Source organism: Pedobacter sp. N23S346, assembly GCF_048515415.1.
Taxonomy (GTDB): domain Bacteria; phylum Bacteroidota; class Bacteroidia; order Sphingobacteriales; family Sphingobacteriaceae; genus Pedobacter.
The window spans coordinates 168,751-191,133 of sequence record NZ_JBLYEE010000011.1 but is presented as its reverse complement, the minus strand read 5'-3'; the positions used below and the strand labels follow the sequence as shown (position 1 = coordinate 191,133).

At 39.8% G+C, this 22,383-nt stretch carries 20 protein-coding genes; 14 read left to right on the top strand and 6 right to left on the bottom strand.

Annotated features, from left to right (window positions below; genetic code table 11):
• Positions 1-41: 41 nt before the first annotated feature.
• From ACN1CD_RS18530 to modA, 3 genes are read right to left on the bottom strand one after another with little or no spacing between them, the layout of a single operon-like run.
• On the bottom strand, positions 42-656 hold the full coding sequence (locus ACN1CD_RS18530; protein ID WP_419131911.1) for an ATP-binding cassette domain-containing protein: 615 nt from the start codon (positions 654-656) through the stop codon (positions 42-44).
• A complete protein-coding gene (modB, locus tag ACN1CD_RS18525) occupies positions 653-1,324 on the bottom strand; it encodes a molybdate ABC transporter permease subunit (RefSeq protein ID WP_419131910.1) in 672 nt (223 codons plus the stop codon). The genes ACN1CD_RS18530 and modB overlap by 4 nt, the downstream gene beginning before the upstream one ends.
• Positions 1,325-2,104, bottom strand: coding sequence for a molybdate ABC transporter substrate-binding protein (gene modA, locus ACN1CD_RS18520; RefSeq protein WP_419131909.1), 780 nt, complete (start codon positions 2,102-2,104; stop codon positions 1,325-1,327).
• Between the two features lie 228 nt (positions 2,105-2,332).
• Here modA and ACN1CD_RS18515 point away from each other — a divergent pair, with 228 nt between their 5' ends.
• The 14 genes from ACN1CD_RS18515 to ACN1CD_RS18450 all read left to right on the top strand — a co-directional run bounded on the left by ACN1CD_RS18515 (position 2,333) and on the right by ACN1CD_RS18450 (position 16,429).
• Positions 2,333-3,448, top strand: a complete 1,116-nt coding sequence (locus ACN1CD_RS18515; RefSeq protein ID WP_419131908.1) for an XdhC family protein — start codon at positions 2,333-2,335, stop codon at positions 3,446-3,448.
• On the top strand, positions 3,448-4,032 hold the full coding sequence (locus ACN1CD_RS18510; RefSeq protein ID WP_419131907.1) for a nucleotidyltransferase family protein: 585 nt from the start codon (positions 3,448-3,450) through the stop codon (positions 4,030-4,032). Before ACN1CD_RS18515 ends, ACN1CD_RS18510 begins: the two co-directional genes overlap by 1 nt.
• Positions 4,032-5,012, top strand: coding sequence for a GTP 3',8-cyclase MoaA (gene moaA / locus ACN1CD_RS18505; RefSeq protein WP_419131906.1), 981 nt, complete (start codon positions 4,032-4,034; stop codon positions 5,010-5,012). Before ACN1CD_RS18510 ends, moaA begins: the two co-directional genes overlap by 1 nt.
• Positions 5,013-6,191 carry a gephyrin-like molybdotransferase Glp gene (glp, locus tag ACN1CD_RS18500; protein WP_419131905.1) on the top strand — a complete coding sequence of 393 codons (1,179 nt, stop codon included), beginning with the start codon at positions 5,013-5,015 and terminating at the stop codon, positions 6,189-6,191.
• A 69-nt stretch (positions 6,192-6,260) separates the two neighbouring features.
• Positions 6,261-6,758, top strand: a complete 498-nt coding sequence (locus ACN1CD_RS18495; RefSeq protein ID WP_419131904.1) for a molybdopterin-binding protein — start codon at positions 6,261-6,263, stop codon at positions 6,756-6,758.
• Between the two features lies 1 nt (position 6,759).
• Positions 6,760-6,993: a MoaD/ThiS family protein gene (locus ACN1CD_RS18490; protein WP_419131903.1), complete on the top strand. Its 234-nt coding sequence runs from the start codon at positions 6,760-6,762 to the stop codon at positions 6,991-6,993.
• Between the two features lie 4 nt (positions 6,994-6,997).
• Entirely contained in the window at positions 6,998-8,104 is a 1,107-nt protein-coding gene (locus tag ACN1CD_RS18485; protein WP_419131902.1) for a ThiF family adenylyltransferase, read from the top strand.
• 1 nt (position 8,105) lies between these two features.
• Positions 8,106-8,549, top strand: coding sequence for a molybdenum cofactor biosynthesis protein MoaE (locus ACN1CD_RS18480; protein ID WP_419131901.1), 444 nt, complete (start codon positions 8,106-8,108; stop codon positions 8,547-8,549).
• A gap of 1 nt (position 8,550) precedes the next feature.
• Entirely contained in the window at positions 8,551-9,459 is a 909-nt protein-coding gene (gene moaCB, locus ACN1CD_RS18475) for a bifunctional molybdenum cofactor biosynthesis protein MoaC/MoaB (RefSeq protein ID WP_419131900.1), read from the top strand.
• Between the two features lie 460 nt (positions 9,460-9,919).
• Positions 9,920-10,294, top strand: coding sequence for a hypothetical protein (locus ACN1CD_RS18470; protein ID WP_419131899.1), 375 nt, complete (start codon positions 9,920-9,922; stop codon positions 10,292-10,294).
• Between the two features lie 89 nt (positions 10,295-10,383).
• Complete coding sequence (locus ACN1CD_RS18465; protein WP_419131898.1) at positions 10,384-11,079, top strand: ABC transporter ATP-binding protein; 696 nt, start codon at positions 10,384-10,386, stop codon at positions 11,077-11,079.
• 13 nt (positions 11,080-11,092) lie between these two features.
• Positions 11,093-13,600: a TonB-dependent siderophore receptor gene (locus ACN1CD_RS18460; protein WP_419131897.1), complete on the top strand. Its 2,508-nt coding sequence runs from the start codon at positions 11,093-11,095 to the stop codon at positions 13,598-13,600.
• Positions 13,600-15,045 (top strand): ABC transporter permease, encoded by a 1,446-nt coding sequence (locus tag ACN1CD_RS18455; RefSeq protein WP_419131896.1) that lies wholly within the window; start codon positions 13,600-13,602, stop codon positions 15,043-15,045. Before ACN1CD_RS18460 ends, ACN1CD_RS18455 begins: the two co-directional genes overlap by 1 nt.
• Before the next feature lie 4 nt (positions 15,046-15,049).
• Positions 15,050-16,429 (top strand): DUF3526 domain-containing protein, encoded by a 1,380-nt coding sequence (locus ACN1CD_RS18450; RefSeq protein WP_419131895.1) that lies wholly within the window; start codon positions 15,050-15,052, stop codon positions 16,427-16,429.
• Positions 16,430-16,645: 216 nt separating this feature from the next.
• On the opposite strand, the gene ACN1CD_RS18445 is transcribed toward ACN1CD_RS18450, so the two are convergent.
• The 3 genes from ACN1CD_RS18445 to ACN1CD_RS18435 form a co-directional block, all read right to left on the bottom strand.
• Positions 16,646-19,744, bottom strand: a complete 3,099-nt coding sequence (locus ACN1CD_RS18445; protein WP_419131894.1) for a glycoside hydrolase family 2 TIM barrel-domain containing protein — start codon at positions 19,742-19,744, stop codon at positions 16,646-16,648.
• Between the two features lie 193 nt (positions 19,745-19,937).
• On the bottom strand, positions 19,938-21,203 hold the full coding sequence (locus ACN1CD_RS18440; RefSeq protein WP_419131893.1) for an NAD(P)/FAD-dependent oxidoreductase: 1,266 nt from the start codon (positions 21,201-21,203) through the stop codon (positions 19,938-19,940).
• Positions 21,204-21,740: 537 nt separating this feature from the next.
• Positions 21,741-22,133 (bottom strand): VOC family protein, encoded by a 393-nt coding sequence (locus ACN1CD_RS18435; RefSeq protein WP_419131892.1) that lies wholly within the window; start codon positions 22,131-22,133, stop codon positions 21,741-21,743.
• Between the last annotated feature and the right edge of the window lie 250 nt (positions 22,134-22,383).

Here is a 22,383-nt window from a genome sequence, read left to right as displayed (position 1 = left end):
GAGCCACCAACCATGGGGATGATTAACATATAGTCACTTTACTACCCCATACAAAACACCCCAGAACTTCCCTCCAGTTCAGCTTCATTATGTGTAACCAGCAAAACTGTTGTACCCTGCGCTAAAAATAATGTTTGAAGTTTCTCCAGCAATGTACTTTTCAACTTTTTATCAAGTGCAGAAAAAGACTCATCCATTAACAGTAAAGCAGGTTTGGTAGATAAAGCACGTAAAATGGCAAGCCGTTGCTGTTGCCCACCGGAAAGCTGATTGGGCAAATTTTGGCGGAAGCTTGCCATTTCACCAATCGCCAATAACTGATCAATATATTCGTGATTCTTTGTTCCGAATTTCAAATGTTCTTCAACAGTCATGTTTGGAAACAATGCATAATCCTGAAAAACAAAACCGACATTTCGATCCTGAATCCGCTTCGAAAATTTTCTTGCGGAGTCAAACCAAACATCAGTTTTAAATTTAATTACTCCTTGCTCAGGTGTTACCAATCCAGCCAAAATTTTCAGTAAAGTGGTTTTTCCAACGCCCGAAGGACCGGTAATTCGCGTAATTTTTCCCGTTTCAAATTGGGTATTGATTTTTAAATCCTCCCACCCTTTGTAGGTTTTGATACGCTTAGAAATGTCTATCTCTATCATTCAAAAGGATTTTTAACAGCTTTTTTATTAAAAATAAAAACAGCAAGCACAATGGTAAAAGTAATAGCAAAAAGAATCAAGGCATAATAATTGGCGCTAGTGTAATCCATGGTTTCAACCGAATCATAAATGGCAATGGAAGCCACTTTCGTTACCCCAGGAATGTTTCCACCAATCATCAGCACCACTCCAAATTCGCCAAGTGTATGCGCAAAAGTCAATACCGCGGCAGTATAGACTGAAGCTTTAATGTTAGGCAATAAAATATGAATAAAGGTTTGCCAACGCGTTTTACCCATGGTGTAGGCCGCTTGCGCCAGGTTTTCTGGCAAGTGACCAAAGGCCGATTTCACAGGACTAATCATAAAAGGCAAACTGTAAATAACAGAAGCCAATACCAATCCTTCAAAAGAAAAAACAAGTTGAAGATTGAGGTATTCGTGCAACCATTTACCGAATCCATTATTCGGACTGAAAGCCAAAAGCAGGTAGAAACCTAAAACTGATGGTGGCAATACCAATGGCATTGTAATCAGCGCTTCCACCAGTATTTTGGGCATTGAACTCTTACCTGAAAGCCAATAAGCCACCGGGATTCCGATCATCAAAAGTATGGCTGTCGTAATCAGGGCAAGTTTTAAGCTTAATAAAATCGGTTCAAAATCCATTTAACTTTTCTCTACTAAAGGTAAATGATAGCCACTTTTGCGAATGATATTTCGGGCTGAGGGTGATGAAAGATATTCATAAAACTTTTTAGCTTCTGTCAACATGCCTTTTTTCGCATAAGCTAATAAAATTGCACCCTGCTCAATTTTTTGATAACTTTTAGAGTCTATCCTTGCCCATTTTAGTTTAGATTGATCCACGTTTTCATACAAAAATGATTCTGTAGTAAAGCCCAAACCAACAGCGCCAGTCTGAATGTAAGTATTTACCTGCGAAATGCTTTCTCCATACACCAGTTTTGAAGTTATTTTCTCCTTCAGTTTATAGAAGGCCAACGCTTCTTCAGCAGCTTTGCCATAAGGAGCAGTTTTTGGATTTGCAATGGCCAGCCGACCTACTGTTGCATCATGTAATGCATTTTGCCAGTTCTTTAGATCCACCTTTGCGTCTCCACAGATAATTAAACTGCCCAGGGCATAAATTTTTGGATTTTGCAACCCAAAACCTTTTGCATACAATTGCTCCGGAAATTCCGTATCGGCAGACAAAAACACATCATAAGGTGCACCATTCATGATTTGTGTGGTTAGTTTTCCTGAGGCGCCAACAATAGCTTCGATCTTTATCCCTGTTTTTTTATTAAAATCTGCCTGAAGTTTTTTGATTAATGTCTGTGCATTCGCCGCCACAGCCACCCGTAATATTTGAGCTGAAAGCGATGTGTAAGCAGTTATGCAGAAGAGCAAAATTAATATCTTAATACCAAGGGGATTTCTCATGAATGAAAACTTATCATAACCATTTTACAAAAGGCTAATTTAGCTAAATTAACAAGGAAATGGCATTTGGGTTTGAGTGAATTCCAGAAAAACGGCTGTAAAACAACTCTATAAAATCGATCCACAAAAAAATTAAAACAATCAGCGCAGGTATTGTTAATAGTTGTAGCGGGTGGTACGCCCATATTAAAATATAGTGGTTAACTTGCGTTACCCGAAAATCATCCTATGAAAGAGATTGTAGATATTATAAAAGCATACGATAAGGCCAGAAAAGAAGGAAAAAAAACAGCTTTAGCCACTGTGGTTAAAGTGGAGGGATCTTCTTATCGCAGGCCAGGTGCCAGAATGCTCATTACCGAAGATGGCATTTTAACCGGCGCCATTAGTGGTGGTTGTTTGGAAGGAGATGCACTAAGAAAAGCGCTAAGTGCCATCCACCAGCAAGAAAACAAATTAGTCACCTACGATTCTATGGATGAGGATGATGCGAAATTTGGGGTACAACTCGGTTGCAATGGAATTGTTTATATTCTTTTTGAACCAATTTTCGATAATTTAAAGGCAAATCCGATCGCGATCTTATCAGCATTGGAAGCTAAACGCGAAAATGCGGCTTTGGCAGTATTATTTTCTTTAAATGGAAAGAAGCAAATTGGAACCAATGCCCTGGTGACACAAAATGATCAACACACCCATCAGGAAAATGAGATTTTACCTCTTTTCCATCACGACCTTCAACAAGTTCTGAAAGCTAAAAAATCTACTTTTTTAGAATATTTAGTTGATGAAGAACCTATTCAGGTATTTCTGGAATTTATCAGTCCGCCGATTTCGCTTATTGTTGCCGGTGCCGGAAACGATGCGCAACCACTTGCAAACTTTGCCGATTTACTCGGTTGGAAGGTTATCATCGCTGATGGCCGACAGACACATGCCACCAGTCAGCGCTTTCCAAACGCCAACCAAATTTTAGTTACCAAGCCTGAGCAATTGCTTCCGCAGGTTGAAATTGATGGAAATACGGCTTTCGTTTTAATGACGCATAATTACAACTATGATCTTGCGCTACTAAACCTTTTGTTGCCTACAAACGCACCATATATTGGTACTTTAGGTCCGAAAAAGAAGCTGATCAGAATGTTGGACGAATTGAACCTGAATACAGAAGAAAACCAGTTGCGTATACACGGACCTATTGGATTAGATATTGGTGCAGAAACTGCTGAAGAAATTGCAATATCTATTATCGCAGAAATTAAGGCTGTTTTATCTGGCGCATCTGCAAGGCAATTGAAAAAGAAAAATGCGCCGATCCATGTTCACGAAACTGAAAATAATTGATGGATACCGGAATCATCATCCTGGCTGCAGGAAATTCCAGTCGCCTTGGTCGGCCAAAACAGCTGTTGGTATTTAAGGATAAAACCCTGATCGAATGGACGATTGATGCCGCTTTAGAAACCAATTTTAAACCAGTTTTGGTGGTTCTTGGTGCCTTTGCAGATCAGATTCAGGAAAAATTACCTCCAGATTTACCATTTATTGTAAATGAAAATTGGGCGGAGGGAATGGTATCCAGCATCGCAGCAGGCGTAGCCGAAATATTAAAGCATGCACCAGAACTGGAAAACATGATCATTACCGTTTCCGACCAGGCATTTATCAATGCCACGGTTCTTCTAGCCTTAGAACAAAAACAGATCAGCACAAAAAAAGGTATCATTGCAAGCAGTTATGCTAAAACAACCGGTACCCCGGCACTGTTCAATAAACGGTATTTCCCTCAACTTTTATCTCTAAAAGGAAATAACGGAGCAAAATCACTATTAAAATTACACGATAATGATGTGGAAACAGTTGCATTTGCGCTGGGTAATATTGATATTGATACCGAAACCGATTACCACAATTTAATAAACAATTAATGATAGCAGATTCGTTCGGAAGAGTTCATGATTATTTAAGGATATCTTTAACCGATAACTGCAATTTCCGCTGCTTTTATTGCATGCCAGAGGAGGAATACGACTTCACCCCTGCTTCCAGGTTAATGCAAACCGACGAAATCATTAAACTTGCCAAAATTTTTGTAGAGCAGGGTGTAAAGAAAATCAGGCTTACCGGTGGTGAACCTTTAGTTAGAAAAGATGCCGCAGCAATTATTTCCGCATTGGGAAAACTACCTGTAGAGCTGGTGATCACCACTAATGGAACCCGGATTGCAGAAATGCTTCCTACCTTAAAAGAGGCCGGAATAAAAACCATCAACATCAGTCTGGATACCTTACAGCCAGAGAAATTTATGCTAATTACCCGTCGGGATGTTTTCCACCAGGTACGCAGCAACATCGAACTCTTGCTTCAGGAAAAAATTACCGTCAAAATTAATATGGTGGTAATGAAAGGTTTGAACGATGGCGAGATCAAAGATTTTATCGAATGGACAAAACATAATCCTATAGAAATCAGGTTTATTGAGTTTATGCCGTTTAGTGGTAACAAATGGACGAGTAATAAAATGTTTTCACTTCAGGAAATTCTAACAGAGGTTGAAAAAGACTTCATTATTTTGCCTGTAAAAGGTGCACCTCACGATACGGCTAAACATTTTATGATTCCAGGGCATGAAGGCTCTTTCGCCATTATCAGCACCATGACAGCGCCTTTCTGTAGCACCTGCAACAGGATGCGTTTAACCGCCGATGGAAAACTTAAAAATTGCTTATTCTCCAATGGGGAAACCGATTTACTTACTGCCTTGAGAAATAATGAAGAGGTACTTCCCCTAATTAAAGCCAACATTTGGGATAAGAAAAAAGAACTTGGCGGTCAATTGATTAGTCATTTTGAAAAGCTTGATGCCGAGGCCATTAATAACAGGAGTATGATCACAATTGGAGGATAAATGATTACCGTAGACCAAGCCAAGCAGATTATCGCCGAAAACATTACCCTTCTTCAACCCGTAAACGTACCGCTTAATCTAGCCGCCAGACATACTCTGGCTGCCGATATTTACGCAAAGTTTGATATTCCCGCTTTCAGGCAATCATCTATGGATGGTTATGCGATCAAATTTGAAGAATCAATAAAGACATATACACTAGTTGGCGAGATGGCTGCTGGCACCAATCAATCTTTAACCATTGGAAACGGCGAAACCAGTCGGATTTTTACAGGTGCACCACTTCCTGAAGGCGCAGATACGGTAGTGATGCAGGAAAAAATTTCCCGATCGGCCGATCAGATTACGATCGAAGATCCTAAAGCTACGATTGGATTAAATGTGAGAGAAAAAGGTGCTGAAATTAAAGCTGGCGCACTTGCTATGCAGGCAGGAAGCTTACTCACGCCGGCAGCACTGGGCTTTCTTGCCGGAATTGGCATCAGCGAAGTCACTGTTTTCCCCATGCCTAAAGTCAGCATCATTCTCACAGGAAATGAATTACAACAACCAGGGAAACCCTTGGCTTTTGGGCAGGTGTATGAATCCAATTCTTACTCACTTTCAGCCGCATTAAAATCTGAAGGCATTTTAGATATTAATTTACTTTGGGTAAACGACAATCTGGAATCATTGACTGAAACACTTCATACTGCAATGAACGAGAGCGATGTTGTGCTATTAAATGGAGGAGTAAGTGTAGGTGATTATGATTATGTGATTGCTGCCGCTGAGAAATGTGGCATTGAGCAGAAGTTTCATAAAATAAAGCAGAAACCTGGAAAACCATTATATTTTGGCACAAAAGAACAGAAACTTGTTTTCGGCTTACCTGGCAATCCATCTTCTGTTTTAAGTTGCTATTACAACTATGTTTTACCAGCAATTAAAGCTTTATCAAAGCAGCAAAGCAGTGTAAAAGAAGTTGAAGCAAAACTGGAAATTGACTATGAAAAACCCATCGGACTCACCCATTTTTTGAAAGGAATTTATGCAAATGGAAAAGCAAAACCATTAAATGCGCAGGAATCGTTTCGCTTAAGTTCTTTTGCCCAATCTAATTGTCTAATCCGCTTAAACGAAGACCAACAATATTTTATGGCAGGAGAAAAAGTAACGGTGCTGTTGCTTCCTGAATAATATTAAGTATCAAGTAGTGAGTAGTAAGTATCAAGTAGTAAGTATCAAGTATCAAGACAAAAATTTGTAATGAAATACCTATTCGCCATTCTAATCTTATTTTGCATCAAAAGCCAGGCACAGGAAAGCAAACAATTCACGGTGGAAGGAAGTGTAAAGAAAAAACTAACTGTTGATTTGGCTTCGCTTGCCGATTACAAAATGGTAAACATGGATAGCTTAGTCATTTATAACCATTTGATGCAACGCAAAAGCAGCATCAAAAACATTAAAGGAGTATCCTTAAAAGAAATTCTCAGCAAAGTAGAAATTAATGAGGTTTCACCAAAGAAACTAAGCGAATATTACCTGGTTTTTACGGCTACGGATGGCTATAAAGTAATCTTCTCCTGGAACGAAGTCTTCAATTCAAAATCTGAAAACAATATCTTAATTTTGACTGATTTTATTGCCGATCCTGCGAAAGCAGAAAAAGGAAACATTGCCATGATTGCCACCTCTGATTTGGCAACAGGCAGGAGATTTGTTAAGGGATTAACTAAAATAAGTATTCTTAAAGCGAACTAATATGAAATTAGAAATCATCAGCTTTGGTAAAATTTCTGAATTCATCGCGGGACAGGAAATTGAAGTTTCTGAAATTAATGACACCAACCAGCTCCAACAATATTTAGAAACATCATTTCCGCAATTATCAGGAATGAAGTATAAGTTAGCGGTTAATCAAAATATTATTCAATCAAACCAACAACTTACAGAAAACGATATGGTGGCCATTATGCCGCCATTTTCGGGAGGTTAATTCAATGGATCAGGAGCGATACAGCAGGCAGCTAATCTTAAAAGGATTCGGATCAGAAGCACAACAAAAACTCAGTGAAGCCCGCGTACTGGTGCTTGGTGCTGGCGGTTTGGGTTGCCCGGTATTGCAATACCTTGCTGCAGCAGGCATTGGCACGATTGGGATGGTGGATGATGATACGGTCTCACTCTCAAATCTCCACCGACAAATTCTTTTTGATACCAGCGACATCGGCAAACCTAAAGTTCAGGTCGCCGCGAAAAAACTACGGTTGATGAACCCTGATATTTCGATTAAAGATCATCACATCCGCCTGAATAAAAATAACATACTCAACTTACTGGAAAGTTATGATCTGATCATAGATGGCACTGATAATTTCGAATCACGGTATCTAATTAACGATGCCTGTGCACTACTTAAAAAACCCTTGATATTTGCAGCGGTTTCGGGTTTCGAAGGTCAGCTGGCTATTTTTAATGTGAAAGATAAACAAGGAATTGCCACGAATTACCGCGACCTCTTCCCTATTCCTCCAAAGGCTGGTGAAGTTCAAAACTGTGCAGAAAATGGCGTTTTGGGCGTGCTACCTGGAATCATCGGCACCATGGTTGTAGCAGAAACGATCAAACTGATTACCGGAATTGGCCAGCCGTTAATCAATAAACTATTTCATTATCATTCGCTTACCCATTCACAATATGAACTCAACATTTCAGCTGGCAGTAATTACGATTTACCAAAAAGCAAAGCCGATTTTTTAACGATGAATGATGATCAATCTGGTGCTACGGCATCCATTTTCGAAGAGATAGATGTAGAACAAATGCAACATTTACAAGATCAGGAAGCAGCCTTAGTAATCGACGTAAGGGAAAAACACGAGTTCCCAATCTTAAATAAAGATATTTATCAGCAGGTGCCAATGTCTGAGTTTAGCGCTTTTCTGCAAAACAATATCGAAGCCAGTAAGATTGTACTGCTTTGTCAGCATGGAATCAGAAGTGTAGCTGCTGCTGAATTATTGCATGAAAAATATGGCCACATGAAGAAAATTTATAGCTTGAAAGGTGGCATTTCGAAATGGAGAAATCACTTTCTAAAAAAATAACATGAGTGAAAAGAAAATAAAAAATATTTTTGTAGCAGGTGCAATTCATCCGGCTTTTATCGCTGAAAGCATTGCAAAACACGCTACAAAAACTGCTATCGGTGGGCATAGTATATTTATGGGCCAGGTAAGGAGAGATGAAATAGATGGAAAATTTGTGGCAGCCATCGATTATACCACCTACGAAGAAGTAGCCTTAACTAAAATGCACGAAATCAGGGAAGCGATTTTTGAAAAATATCCATTAAGCTGCATGCATGTACACCACAGTTTGGGCAACATAAAAGCTGGTGAAATTTGTTTGTTTGTATTTACTTCCTCAGCACATCGAAAGCCAGCCATTGAAGCCTGTAACGAATTGGTAGAGCGAATTAAGGCTGAATTACCAATTTGGGGTAAAGAAATATTTGAAGACGAATCGCACCAGTGGAAGGAAAATATTTAATATGGTAAACATTACAAAAAAGTCAAATTCACTAAGAATTGCCATCGCCACCGCTACAGTTAAGGTTTCGAAACAAGAAACGATAGATGCAGTGGTCCAACGGAAAATACCTAAGGGCGATGTTTTTGAATTTGCCCGTGCGGCAGGGTTATTTGGTGTTAAAAAAACAAGCGATGTCATCCCGGATTGCCATCCGCTTCCAATCGAATTTACTTCCATTACTTATGAAATTGAAGGTTTAAACATCATCATTTCTGTAGAAGTACATACCATTTACAAAACCGGAGTCGAAGTGGAGGCCATGCATGGTGCATCTGTTTCTGCACTTACCATGTACGATATGCTGAAACCGATTGATAAAGGAATAGAAATTCAAAATATTCGCCTGCTTAAAAAATCTGGTGGAAAATCTGACTTCAAAAACCTTAAATTTCCTGAATTGAAAGCCGCAGTTGTAGTGTGTTCGGATTCTATTTTCGGGCAGATTGCTGAAGATTTTTCAGGCAAAGCAATTATGGCGAGGCTGGAACAATTTGGGATCGAAACAGAAAAATACGCAGTTGTTCCTGATGAAGTTGAAGCAATTAGTAATACCGCAACAGAACTGTCTCATGGTGGTATCAACTTGCTTATTTTTACAGGAGGAACAGGTTTGTCCCCTAGAGATGTTACCCCCGAAGCCATCAGTCCACTTATCGACCGCCAAATTGATGGAATCATGGAAACTGCCAGAACATATGGACAAGAACGCATGCCTTATGCGATGTTATCCAGAGGTATCGCTGGTTTTATTGGCGACACTTTGGTATTAACCTTTCCAGGATCTAAAAATGGTGTAGAAGAATATATTGATGCATTGTTTCCCCAGATTTTACATCTTTTCAAAGTGAATAAAGGTCAGAAACATTAGGATAACAGAGGGTTAACTTGCTAATTTTCAACGGGAAAGAGCGCGGCAGAACTTCGCCAGTTTTATCAACCACCCCCTCTAAACGCTACAACAGGATTAAATCAACTTGCGAAGTTTCAAAAGGAAAAGCGTGGCAGAACTTCACCAGTTTTATTGAAACTAGAGTCTACTTGCGAAGTTTCAAAAGGAAAAGCGTGGCAGAACTTCGCCAGTTTTATTGAAACTAGAGTCAACTTGCGAAGTTTCAAAGGAGAAAAGCGTGGCAGAACTTCGCCAGTTTTATTGAAGGCTTCAAGTATTTTGAGAAACATTAAGAAATTAAGGTAAATAAATCCATACTCAAAGTCTTAATGCCATAATGTTTCGATTGAATGATTAGGTCGTAGCATCTCGCTACGACCAGGGCTAGCCAATAAATTTCAAAAAAATTGTAGAAAGCCTACTCATAAATGTATCTTTGTTGCAATTGAAGCATTCAGGTAAATCATATCGCAAGGCAGTACTCACCCAAATCTGGGCGTTTCTGTTATTGATATTGTTCACCAATGCCCTATTAATTCAGGCGCTTCACTCCCATGATCAGGATCCTTCCGATCATTGCAAATCCAAATCAGAGCAGGTACAATCGATCACTCAATTTAAAGTAAGCAAAGTAAATTGCAAACTTTGTGAAGTAGTAAAACATCAATCTCATATTTATACACTTCCTAGCACCTGTGAAACAACCTTGGTAGTAAATGAACCATCTGAATACCAATTTAGTTATCTGGGAAAACACCCTGTTGCCTATATTCTTTCTGCGGCCAATAAAGGTCCGCCAAGTGTGATCGCCTAACTCCTTAGCGAGTCTCTTTTCTTTCAACATCGAAGATCTTATTTACTGTATCCCGCCTGCGGTGTACAATCAACTTATTTTATTTTTTTATGCTTCAAGCCATTTCGCTGTCCAAAAATTATGGATCGTATCAAGCCCTCAATCAATTAAATCTAACCGTTAATCCTGGGGAAGTATACTGCTTACTGGGTCAAAACGGTGCCGGAAAAACCACCACTATCAACTTATTTTTAGGATTTATCGAACCCAGCGCTGGAAAAATTCTGATCAATAATGAAGAAATTTCTGCAAGCGATGATCAACGAAGAAAGCATCTCGCCTATATCCCTGAAGTAGTAATGCTTTATGGAAACCTTTCTGCCATAGAGAATCTGGATTACTTTTCCAAACTCGCAGGTTTTAATTATAGCGAGCCAGAACTCGTGAAGTTCTTATCCAACTGTGGTCTACAATCAGCCGCACACCATAAACATCTGGCAGGCTTTAGTAAAGGCATGCGCCAGAAAGTAGGCATTGCCATCGCAGTTGCAAAAAACGCAAAAATCATTTTAATGGATGAACCCACCAGCGGACTTGATCCAAAGGCTACAGCAGAATTTACCGAACTGGTGAAAAAGCTAGCTTCAGAAGGGAAATCCATTCTGATGGCGACACACGATATTTTTAATGCCGTGAGCCTGGGCACACATATCGGCATTATGAAACAAGGCGAACTGATTCACACCTTATTGGCGAGCGAAATCTCAGCTACAGATCTTCAGGAATTATACTTACAAACCATTTAATCAAACATTTTTAATGTACCAACAATATAACGCCCGCTGGATATGGCAGGCAATTTTCTTTTTTTTAATTATCAACACCATCAGTATCACTGCTTTTGCTCAGGTTAAAGTCTCTGGAAAAGTAACTGATGCACAAGGAACAGGCATCAACAAAGCCACCATTAAATTTAAAAGCGGTAAAGATCAACTGAACCTGAGCAGCGATTCAACAGGAAACTTCTCTATTGTGCTACCAAAAACAGCCACCTATACCATCACTGTTTCGGCGATTGGCTACAGCACCTTTTCTAAAAACATCCCCATTAATGGCTTGGGCGAGTTCAACCTCGACCCTATTGTTCTGGCAACAGCCAACGAAGAATTGCAAACTGTTGAAATTGTGGGCACAAACGGCAAAAAGTATTATGGAAACTACTCTTTTTCAGCTACAAAAACGGCTACTTTAAACAAGGATATTCCGCAAGCCATTTCTTCTATCTCAAAAGAATTAATTGCCGATAGACAAGCGGCTGTATTGGCCGACGCTGTTAAAAACGTAACCAGTGTATCTCAGAGCAGTTTTTACAACCAGTTTTCCATCCGTGGCATTAATCAAAACGAAGAGGGAACGATCATCAATGGCATGCGTACCCGTCAAAATTATTTCAATCAGCCACTCACCAATAACCTCGAAAGAATTGAAGTAATAAAAGGTCCAGCGAGTGCTACTTTTTCCAGTGTAGACCCTGGCGGGAGTATCAACCTGGTGACCAAAAAACCACTAACAGAAGACCGTAAAGAGATCAGCATTTCTGGCGGAAGTTTCAGTACCGTTCGTGGTGCACTGGATTTTACTGGTCCTATCAACACCGAAAAAACCTTATTGTACCGGTTAAATGTAGGTTACGAAGACAGTAAAAGTTTCCGTGACCTGCAATTTAGAAAAGGTTATATGATTGCCCCATCTTTTTCTTATATCCCAAATGATAAGACTAGCTTAAATGTGGAAATGGTGTTAAACAACAGCAATTCCAGACTAGATCGCGGACAGGCAATTTTCGGTGCTATAGCTGGGCAAACAGACTTGAACAGTACTCCTATCCGGTTTAACATGGGCGCCAGCAATGATAAGTTTAATACACAAGACCTCATGCTGATGGCGAATTTCGCCCATAAATTTTCTAAAAATATAGCTTTCAATGTGGCCTATATGCAACAAAACTGGAACGAAGATCTTCTGGAACACCGCACCAATAACGCCTTCGCAATTGATGAGAATAATCAGCCCATTCGTACCCTGGCAGGTATGATCGCCGTTCAGCGCCAGCAAAAATATTCAACAGAAAATATCAGTTCTTATTTTAATATCAATGCAAATACTTTTGGCCTCGAGCATAAACTGGTGGTGGGCTACGATCGCATCAATACTCAAAAATTAAGAGGCGGCGGAATCAATACTGCTCAGGGCTATCGCCTAAAAGATGGAACAATTGCAGCAAGATATGATGTTACTAAGAAAGATCTATATCAGTTTCGTGTAATTAACGGCGTAAATGCCCCTCTTCCGAATGTAGAGCATTTTAACCTGGCTAACCCAACCTACACCTTAAAAAACCTGAGCGATTACGTGTTTACGAAAGTAGAAATACCACCTTCGTATTACCTCATTAACGGTGTTTATATTCAGGATCAAATCAAATATGAGCAACTTACCTTAACCTTAGGCTTGCGACAAGAATGGTATGAAGATTATGGCAATTACAGGCTTACCAACGAAACCAAAATCAGTCAGCACAAACTCTTGCCGAGGTTAGGAATTACCTATGCCGTAAACAGCCACATTAACGTTTATGGTACTTACCTCCAGGGTTATCAACCACAGGGCAATACTTCCAGTTTAGTAATTGTGCCACCACCCGCAGGTACTAATTTTAAACCGTTGGAAAGTAACCTGAAAGAACTTGGTGCCAAATCTGAATGGCTTGGAGGCAATTTGATGGTAAATGTTGCCCTATTCGAAATTAACCAGAAAAATCTGTTAATGAATGCCAACGATCCGCTGGATGTAAACCGTTTAATTGAACGCGGTGCACAGCGAAGCAGGGGAATTGAGGTAGAATCATCGGGTTTCATCAAACCAAACTGGCAATTCAATGTGGGTTACAGTTATGTAGATGCCATTGTTACTGATGATTTTAATCCTTTAGTTGTGGGTGAACGGGTGCAAAACACCCCAAAACACAGCGCCAGCTTATGGACCCGTTATGACTTGCAAACCAGAACATTAAAAGGACTTGGTTTTGGTGCAGGCCTGCAATATAGTGGGAACAAACTTCCCTTATACATCAGAGATTTTACCCTTCCGGCTTATACTGTTGTAGATGCGGCGATCTATTATTCACCTGCTGCATCTAAAGTTCAGCTGGCCATGAACATCAACAACATCCTGAACAAAACCTATTGGGTTGGCGCACAAAATTATTTACGCCTCTTCCCGGGTACGCCCAGAAATGTAATGTTTAATGTAACCTATAGAATATAATGCCGAAAATAACTGTTACAATCGCCAAACAAACCTACAAATCTACTTTTGGTAATCAGGCAACGTTAGTACTCACTATTTTATTGGGGCTTTCACTCTGTTTGGCCACTTATGTAGGCTGGCAAAATTTTAAAACACAAAACAACCAACGCTTGCATTATAAAAATTTAGTACGGTCACAATGGCTTTCCAAACCAGATAAACACCCGCACCGGATGGCCCATTATGGCTACCTTGCTTTCCGCGAAAAGCACGAATTAAGTTTCTTCGATTTCGGGATTGAAAGTTTCGCTGGTGTTTCCATATTTCTGGAAGCCCATAAGCAAAACACAGTAAACTTTAGCGAGGCCGGTTTTTCTAACGGAATGTTGCGTTTTGGTGAAATCAGCATTGCGATGGTGTTGCAGTTATTGGTGCCACTGCTCATCTTTTTTCTGGGTTATAACAGCATTTCCGCAGAGCGGGAATCAGGAACACTTAAAATTTTGCTGTGTCAGGATGTAAGTTGGAAAAAGCTACTTTGGGGCAAAACATTTGGAATTATTGGCGTGGCCTTAACCATTTTTATTCCACTCATTCTACTTACCATTCTGCTGTGGGCATCTTTAAGCAATTGGGAGATCAGCATGGATGCAGCCTTGCGCCTTTTAATTCTGATTACCAGTTACTCGGTTTATTTTTTCGTGGTTTCGGCCATTACCGTATTGGTTTCAGCATTTCAACGCAGTTCTAAAACGGCATTGATTACACTGCTATCCTGCTGGATATTTTTTGCCGTGCTCATGCCAAGAATCGTTCAGGCCATGGGTTCGAAGATTCACCCTACGCCATCAAAAATTGAATTTGCTGATGCCATTGCTGCCGACATTCGAAAACAAGGTGATAGTCATGATCCAAACGATGCACATTATGCAGCCATCAAAGATTCCTTGCTTCGCAAATACCAGGTAACTGATGTAAAAAAGTTGCCTTTCAATTACGGTGGATACATTATGGCCGAAGGGGAAAAAATTACCTCGAATATTTACAGCGATCACCAACGCAAGCTAAACGAGACCTTCGAGAAACAAAACAGCTTTACCGTGTTTGCAGGTTTGATTAATCCCTATTTATCCTTGAAACAGATTTCGATGGCATTAACCGCTTCTGATTTTAAGACTTATGTAGATTTTCAAAACCAGGCTGAAGCTTACCGCTACGGATTGGCGCAGAAAATGAACAAACTTCAAATTGATAAAATCAGTAATATTTCTCCGGGTGAGCATGAAAAACCTTTATCCATCAGCAAATCTAACTGGGCCCAGCAGCCAGACTTTAATTACAAATTCGATCCCTTAAACCACGTTCTGGCGCACGAATCGCTATCACTGATTTCCATGCTAATCTGGTTATCCGCAATACTTTTCTTGCTTCAGTATGCATCCAAGTGGACTAAAACAATATAAACAAATGAAAAAAAGCACTTATCATTTAGAATTCAAACTTTTCTTCAGAAATTACTCTGCCTGGATCGGCATAGTTGTATTGCTCCTTACTGGCTTTGCAGGCTTATATTTTGGAAAAACCTTTATTGCCAACCAAAAGGCCGTGATCGAAAAGGCAGCGGTATTGCAGAAAAAACACACACTTGAAAATATTGAGCACTTTAATAAAGATATCGGACTGATTTTCTTTCACAATAAATTTTCTTCGGCGAACCTGCCAGATCAATGGGCGGCATTTGCCAATGGCCAAAGGGATGTAAATCCATGCCTCATCTCGGTTACGATGCTCGCAGTAGAAGGACAACTTTACGATACCGATATTACTAATCCGGTGAGCATGCTTCTGGGCAATATGGATCTTAGCTTTGTTTACATTTTTCTCTTCCCGCTGGTAATCATTGCTTTTACGTACAACTTAATTTCCGAACAGCAGGAAAGTGGCGTATGGTCGTTATTAAAATCGCAAAGCAATGAACTGTCGAAGGTAATCTGGCAGAAATGCTTAATCAGAATTGCAGCTGTTTTTGTTGTGGCATTTTTACTTCTCTTAGTTGCAGTGATTTATCTCGAACTGCCAATAGACACTACTTTTTTTGCAGTTGCAGGGTTGATTGTGCTCTATCTTGCCTTCTGGTTTGCAGTTTCCATTTTTATCATTTCTTTGGATAAATCTTCGAGCTATAATGCATCGGCACTCGTGGCCATTTGGGTAGCCATCTGCATCGTGATTCCCGCATCTTTAAACCTTTTACTTACCCAAAAGTATTCGGTACCAGAAGCCTTGCAAAATGTAATTAATCAACGAGAGGGCTACCATGAGAAATGGGATATGCCCAAGGAAGTGACCATGAAACCATTTTTCGAGCACTATCCGCAGCTAAAAAAATATCCTTTCCCGGCAGATAAAAGTTTCAGTTGGTTCTGGTATTATGGCATGCAGCAAATGGGTGATGATCAGGCATTAAAAAGCAGATTGGCTGTTGCAGATAAACTCGCTGCCAGACAGCAATTTACCAATATAGCAGCCTTGTTTTTCCCTACCATTCAAACGCAACTGGCGGTGAATGAGCTGGCCGGATCTGATCTGGGCGCACACCTGGAGTTTCAACAGGCTGTTAGAAATTACCATGAGCAAATCCGTTTACATTTTTATCCTGCTATTTTTCAAGAGAAAGATATTGCATCTACAGATATTAAAACCGTCGGATTGAAAGCTTTTTCATCAAGCAAAGTTCACGATTGGAGCAGGTTGCTTCCACTCCTAATCTGGACATTGGTTTTATCGACAATCGCATTCAGAAACTTCAAAAGTAGTTCCCTCACCAGAAATGTACAGGCATCTTAATTATTATACTGGATTCCCTAATCATTTATCGAAACATTAAGGCATTAAGACTTTAAGCATTGACTTATTTACCTTAATTCCTTAATGTTTCAAATTACTGGAAACATTTAATAAAACTGGCGAAGTTCTGCCACGCTCTTTCCCCTGAAAACTTCGCAAGTTAACCAGGGCAATGGTTGTAACATCTCGCTATAACTACATTCAAAATCAAGCGATTTATATCGGCCGGATCACAAAACCATAACTGTACGATTTGCCCATAAACCTATACTCATTTAATGGTTTAGCACCCCAGGAATTTAATCCACCAACTCCCCTTTGAAACAAGTCGACCGCCAGGATCGAATCTGAATTGGGAACAATATCAGATGCATGTTGCTGTTTTTTCGTCAACCCAGGATCCAGGTCTTCCGGCAGGTTATTCGTGGCACTAACCGAGAGCGGCTGCAAACCAATAATCTCTACGCCCTTACCTTCTTTATTTAACAATTTTAACCACCGGGTATCCGTTTTATTTCCCGATTCTTGCGGACGATAATACGGATGAAGCTGATCCTTTACCTTCCCGTTCCATATTTTCATAAAAGCATCAGCATTTCTGTCGATATAATTTTCGTAAGGTCCGCGGCCATACCAGGTAAATTGATCATGATCGCCAGATAAGTTCATCAACATGCCGAATTTCACCATTTCTGGAAGATCATCTGCCAAAGCCTGATAAGCAGCCTCTACGGTTAAGCTTCCATCACCATTTACTGTATAAATAAGGTTTACTGCGGCTTCAATGCCACGAAGTTTGGCTGCATATGAAATGGAAACACCCTGATCGCTCTTTTTTGTTCCCTTGTAATTGTAAATCACATTGTATCCGGCAGCTTCCCATAAGCGTAAGCTGCGTTGTGCACCTTCACCAAATTCATTATCGGTTGGTGCACGCCAGAAATTAAGACGAGGCAACTCATTAAAAACGTTTTTCCCGTCTTTACTCATTTTAAGCAAAGCCTGACCATTCTTTTGTGCAAATTCATACTCCACCAGATTGGCTTTCACAATGATTTTCTCTGCCTTTTCCGCTGTTGTAACCTCCCCTGCTTTAGTCTTTACAGGTTCAAAATAACGATTAGATCCAAAAGCAAATTCCTCTTTCGCTACCTCGAAACCAGCAGGAATGAATTGATCGGCTTGCCTGGTATAGGCAAATACCTGAAGAAAATACTCTACACCGGCTTGCTTCTGCATCTTGGGTAATTTGAGTTTGATATCTTTTTTAGCATCTGCTGGAATGATCGCATTAAATTTGCCCTGCGCCACTTCCGCTCCGTTCTTTAATAAGACCCATTTATAATCGTAATTTTTAGAAGTTAAATCTGTAAACTTAAAATCATTAATCACAGTAATTATTCCATTCGAAATGTCTTTTGGTTTGAAGATAATATTCTGATAAACCTTTTTAACAATATGTGTATGTGGCAAATATTGTTGATCTGGCGAGATAATCCCATCCATACAAAAATTCTCACTATTCATTTTCTGGTAACCATTTAAGTCGCCACCATATGCCCAATAAGTCCTGCCCTGCTCATCAGTTGATTTAAATCCGTGGTTGTACCATTCCCAGATAAAGCCACCCTGCATATTTTTACTCGATCGCATCAAATCCCAATAGTTTTGAAAGTTCCCCATACTGTTGCCCATGGCATGTGCATATTCGCACATAATGAAAGGGCGGCCGAGGTCTTTTTTAGCATCCCGTGTCATACTCTCCCAAGATGGATACATGGGGCAAATGATGTCTGTATTTCTATCTTTTTGATGCGCCTGCTCATATTGCACCGGTCTGCTCGGATCCCTTTTCTTGGCCCAGTCATAAAGGTCGAAAAATGCTTTTCCATTGCTGGCTTCATTCCCTAACGACCAGAAAATTACCGAAGCATGGTTTTTATCCCGTTCCACCAAACGCACCATCCGGTCTAAATGTGCATCATGCCATTCGGGGAAATTTGATACATTCTCGGGGCCATAACCCAGGCCATGCGACTCCAGATTGGCTTCATCTACCAGGTAAATTCCATATTGATCACATAATTTATACCATAAAGGCGGCTGAGGATAGTGCGAGGTACGAACCGCATTGATGTTTAATTCCTTCATTAACTGAATATTCCGCATCATCACTTCTTTAGAAACTACCTGCCCGGTTTGGGTATTAAACTCGTGTAAGTTTACGCCTTTGAAATAAATTTTCTTCCCGTTGATAAAAACCTGTCCATCTTTAATCTCAATTTTTCTAAAACCAATTTTATGAGAGGTGGCTTCAATCACCTCGCCTGCGCTGTTTTTCAACACCAAAACCATGTTATATAAATTTGGTGTCTCGGCTGTCCATTTTAAAGGAGCAGGTATCACACCAGCTAAATTGAGGTTAACTTCCTGTTCAGCAGGGAGCGCTATTGTACTTTGCTTTTTAAAAACCGGGTGATTGGAATTGTCCATTAATACCACTTCAATGGTTTGCTGTTCGGCCTTTTTGCTGTAATTTTTCAAAGTAAGATCAACATCAAACAAGCCGTTTTTGTAAGTCACATCCAGTGTTGGATGAGCGAAAAAATCGAGGATTCGGGTTTGAGCTGTGCTATATAAATAAACATTTCTGTTGATGCCGCCCATGCGCCACATATCCTGATCTTCGAGATAATAACCATCGCTAAATTTATGAACCTCGCAAGCCAATGTATTCACACCTGGTTTTACGTATTTTGTGATGTCAAATTCTGCCGGACTTTTTGAGTTTTCCGTATAACCCACCTTTTGTCCGTTCACCCAAACATACATGGCATTTGTTCCACCCTCAAAATGGATCATCACCCTGCGCCCTTTCCAATTTTCATTCACGGTAAACTCCCGGCGATAGGCACCTACAGGCGAATCATCACGATCGATAAGAGGTGGATTGGGCTTAAAACCAAACCCCTCACTTACGTATATCGGGGTGCCAAAGCCATTAAATTCCCAGGTGCCGGGAACAGGCATAGCGGCCCATTGTTTATCATCAAAATCCGTTTTAAAGAAATCTTTAGGGGTTTGCGCCACCTTCGGCACCCATTTAAATTTCCAGAGGCCGTTTAAAGATTGGTAATAACCGGAAGATTGATAGTCGTTTTTTAGCGCCAGATTTTGGTTAGCATAAGGGATGGAGGTAGCACGGGTATTTTCCTTATTAATGGCATAAACCTTCGGATTTTCCCAATCGGGCGTTTCCTGTGCGTAAAGATTAATGCTGATGAAAAGCAGCAACAAAATCAAATATTTACTCATTTGCTGGAATAGTTTTAAAAGCTGAGATCTGAATTTTTATTTCATCCCAATATACACCGGATGTTTCCGACTTCTAACTATCCCTTAAAAAATGGCAAAATCAAATCAACATTTGTTAAAATATGGTATTCGAACACAAACAATCATTGCGCTGATTCATCACTTATTATTGAACCAGCGCAATAAATTTTACTTATATTTTTTTATCGCCTTCGCCATCCGGGCGGATGATTAAGCGTAAAGTAGGATCATTGGTAATGAAACTCCACAACCAATTGAAAGCCAGTTTTGCCTTATTCCGGAAACCAGCAATTGGAATAATATGGATGAACAACCAAACCAGCCAGGCAAAAAATCCCCTGAAAAATCCCTTCGGAAGATCTACCACCGCTTTGAATTTAGCAATAATGGCCATAGATCCTTTATCATTGTATTTAAAAGCTTTCATGGGTTTCCCATGCGCTACTGCCAGCAAGTTTTCGCCAAGCAAATCACCTTGCTGAATGGCCACTTGTGCCAGCTGTGGATGGCCGTTGGTAAATGCCGCATCAGTAAGTTGCAAACATTGATCGCCTATGGCATAAACACCCTTAACTCCTTCTACCTGGTTAAAAGCATCAACCAAAACGCGTCTTCCCTTGCCAACAGCTTCTTTTGGCAACCCTGGTACTTCGCGGGCAATTACACCCGATGCCCAGATTAACGTCGCAGCCTCTATCTCTGTACCATCTGAAAGTGACACCACATTACCATCGTAATTCTGAACCAACTTACCCAGCATAATTTCTACACCCAGATTTTTAAGCACTTTAATCGCCTCCGCCTGACTTTTCTGACTCATCGGCGCCAGAAGTGTTTGCAAACCATCTACCAGGTAAATTTTACCCAAACCAGATTTTGCTTCCGGGTAATCTTTTTTAATAATGTGGCTACCCATCTCGGCCATCATACCTGCAAGCTCCACTCCTGTTGGTCCGCCGCCAGCGATAACGATACTCGAAAGTCTCTTTTTATCAATGTCCTGATCAGATCGAACCGCTTTTTCCAGTTGAAGAAGAATGTGGTTCCGCATCCGCAACGAATCATCAATACTTTTCATCGGCAAGGCATGTTGCTTAATTTGGTCATTCCCGAAGAAATTAGTTTCCGTACCCATGGCAAGCACCAATACATCATAATCCAATACGCCATTATCGGTTACTACCTGCTGCTGCGCAGGAAGAATTTCTTGCAATACGCCCATAAAAAAACGGGTATTCCTATTGTGGAACATCTTGCGAAAAGGATAGATAATGTTAGATGCTTCGATAAAGGCCGTTCCCACCTGATAAAGTAGTGGTGGAAAGAAATGATAATTATGCTGATCTACAAGAGTAACCTGATGAGATGTGCTTTTGGATAGCTGTTTAGCAAGATTTAGTCCTGCAAAGCCTCCGCCAATGATGACAACTTTTTTCATAAAATATTTTTAATGCGATTCGCGACAGCGTTAAAATTGTGTAGATTAAATAAACACTACCGCCCGTTTTTTTCCTGTTACCAACAGAACAAATTTAAAGGGATAAAGTTAGCATTTATTCATTTTATCCGAAGCGGATGGAAGAGAAATACTGGTGTCGATTAGCTTATTGCTAGCATTGCTAAACTTATCGGCAATGGAAGAAAAAAATCTACCACCTAAAAAATGTAAGGCTCATAACTGTAGCATACTTAATTAGCTTTGATGGTATCTTTTTAACTTATATTTTCTTAAGTGCATTAGGTGATGAAAAAATGCATTGAATATTTCATTCAAGTTGAAAAATAAAAATTTGTTTGTAACCAATCCCCTAAAATAAGGTTTCTGCATCTTGCTGCGAAACGATAAAATCTTTTTTGTAGCGTGCGCCAGAATAGCTTTTCGCCATTATATTAAACAGTTTTTCAGCTTCTGGCGTAGCTAAGAATAATTGATAAGGCTGATCAGAAAAGCTTAGGCATAGATGGATAATTAAAATTAGCCCATTGGCGAACATATTTCAATCAAAAATCCATCTATATCTTTTACGTAAGCAACAACTTGTCCCCAGGGTTTAGTTATTGCTTTCTCTACCCCAATAGCTCCTTGTTTTATTGCATCATCATAAACTTGTAATACATTTTCAGTTACAAATCCAATTTCAATACCAAAAGGTTTTCCTTCTGGTGTGCTCTCAATAAAACCATCAGTAAGATTGGTTTTGGCCAGATTAACTGTTGCAAAAGATAATGTTGTTTCGCCAGTATTTAATTCTCCATAATCATTATCCGGAGTAATAAACTTTCTTTTAAACCCAAAGGCATTTTCATAGAATTCGATTGATTTAACTACATCCTTTACATAAAGAATAGAATAAGTGAATTTTATCATGTTGTTTTAATTTTGTTCTTAGTAGTATGTAAAGGTATACAGTACAATTTGAACCGACCTTGAAAAAAACGACAAAATTAAAGTTGTGATGGAGCAATAACTATGTATTTAAAAAAAATAGATTGTCATTAACCTACTTAACCCACTGGTTGGTGGCTCACCAACCAGCCTAAGTTATATTTCATTAATCCATTACAACTGAATCTATATGCATGAATTTTTCAAATACTACTTTCATGATAATAATTTA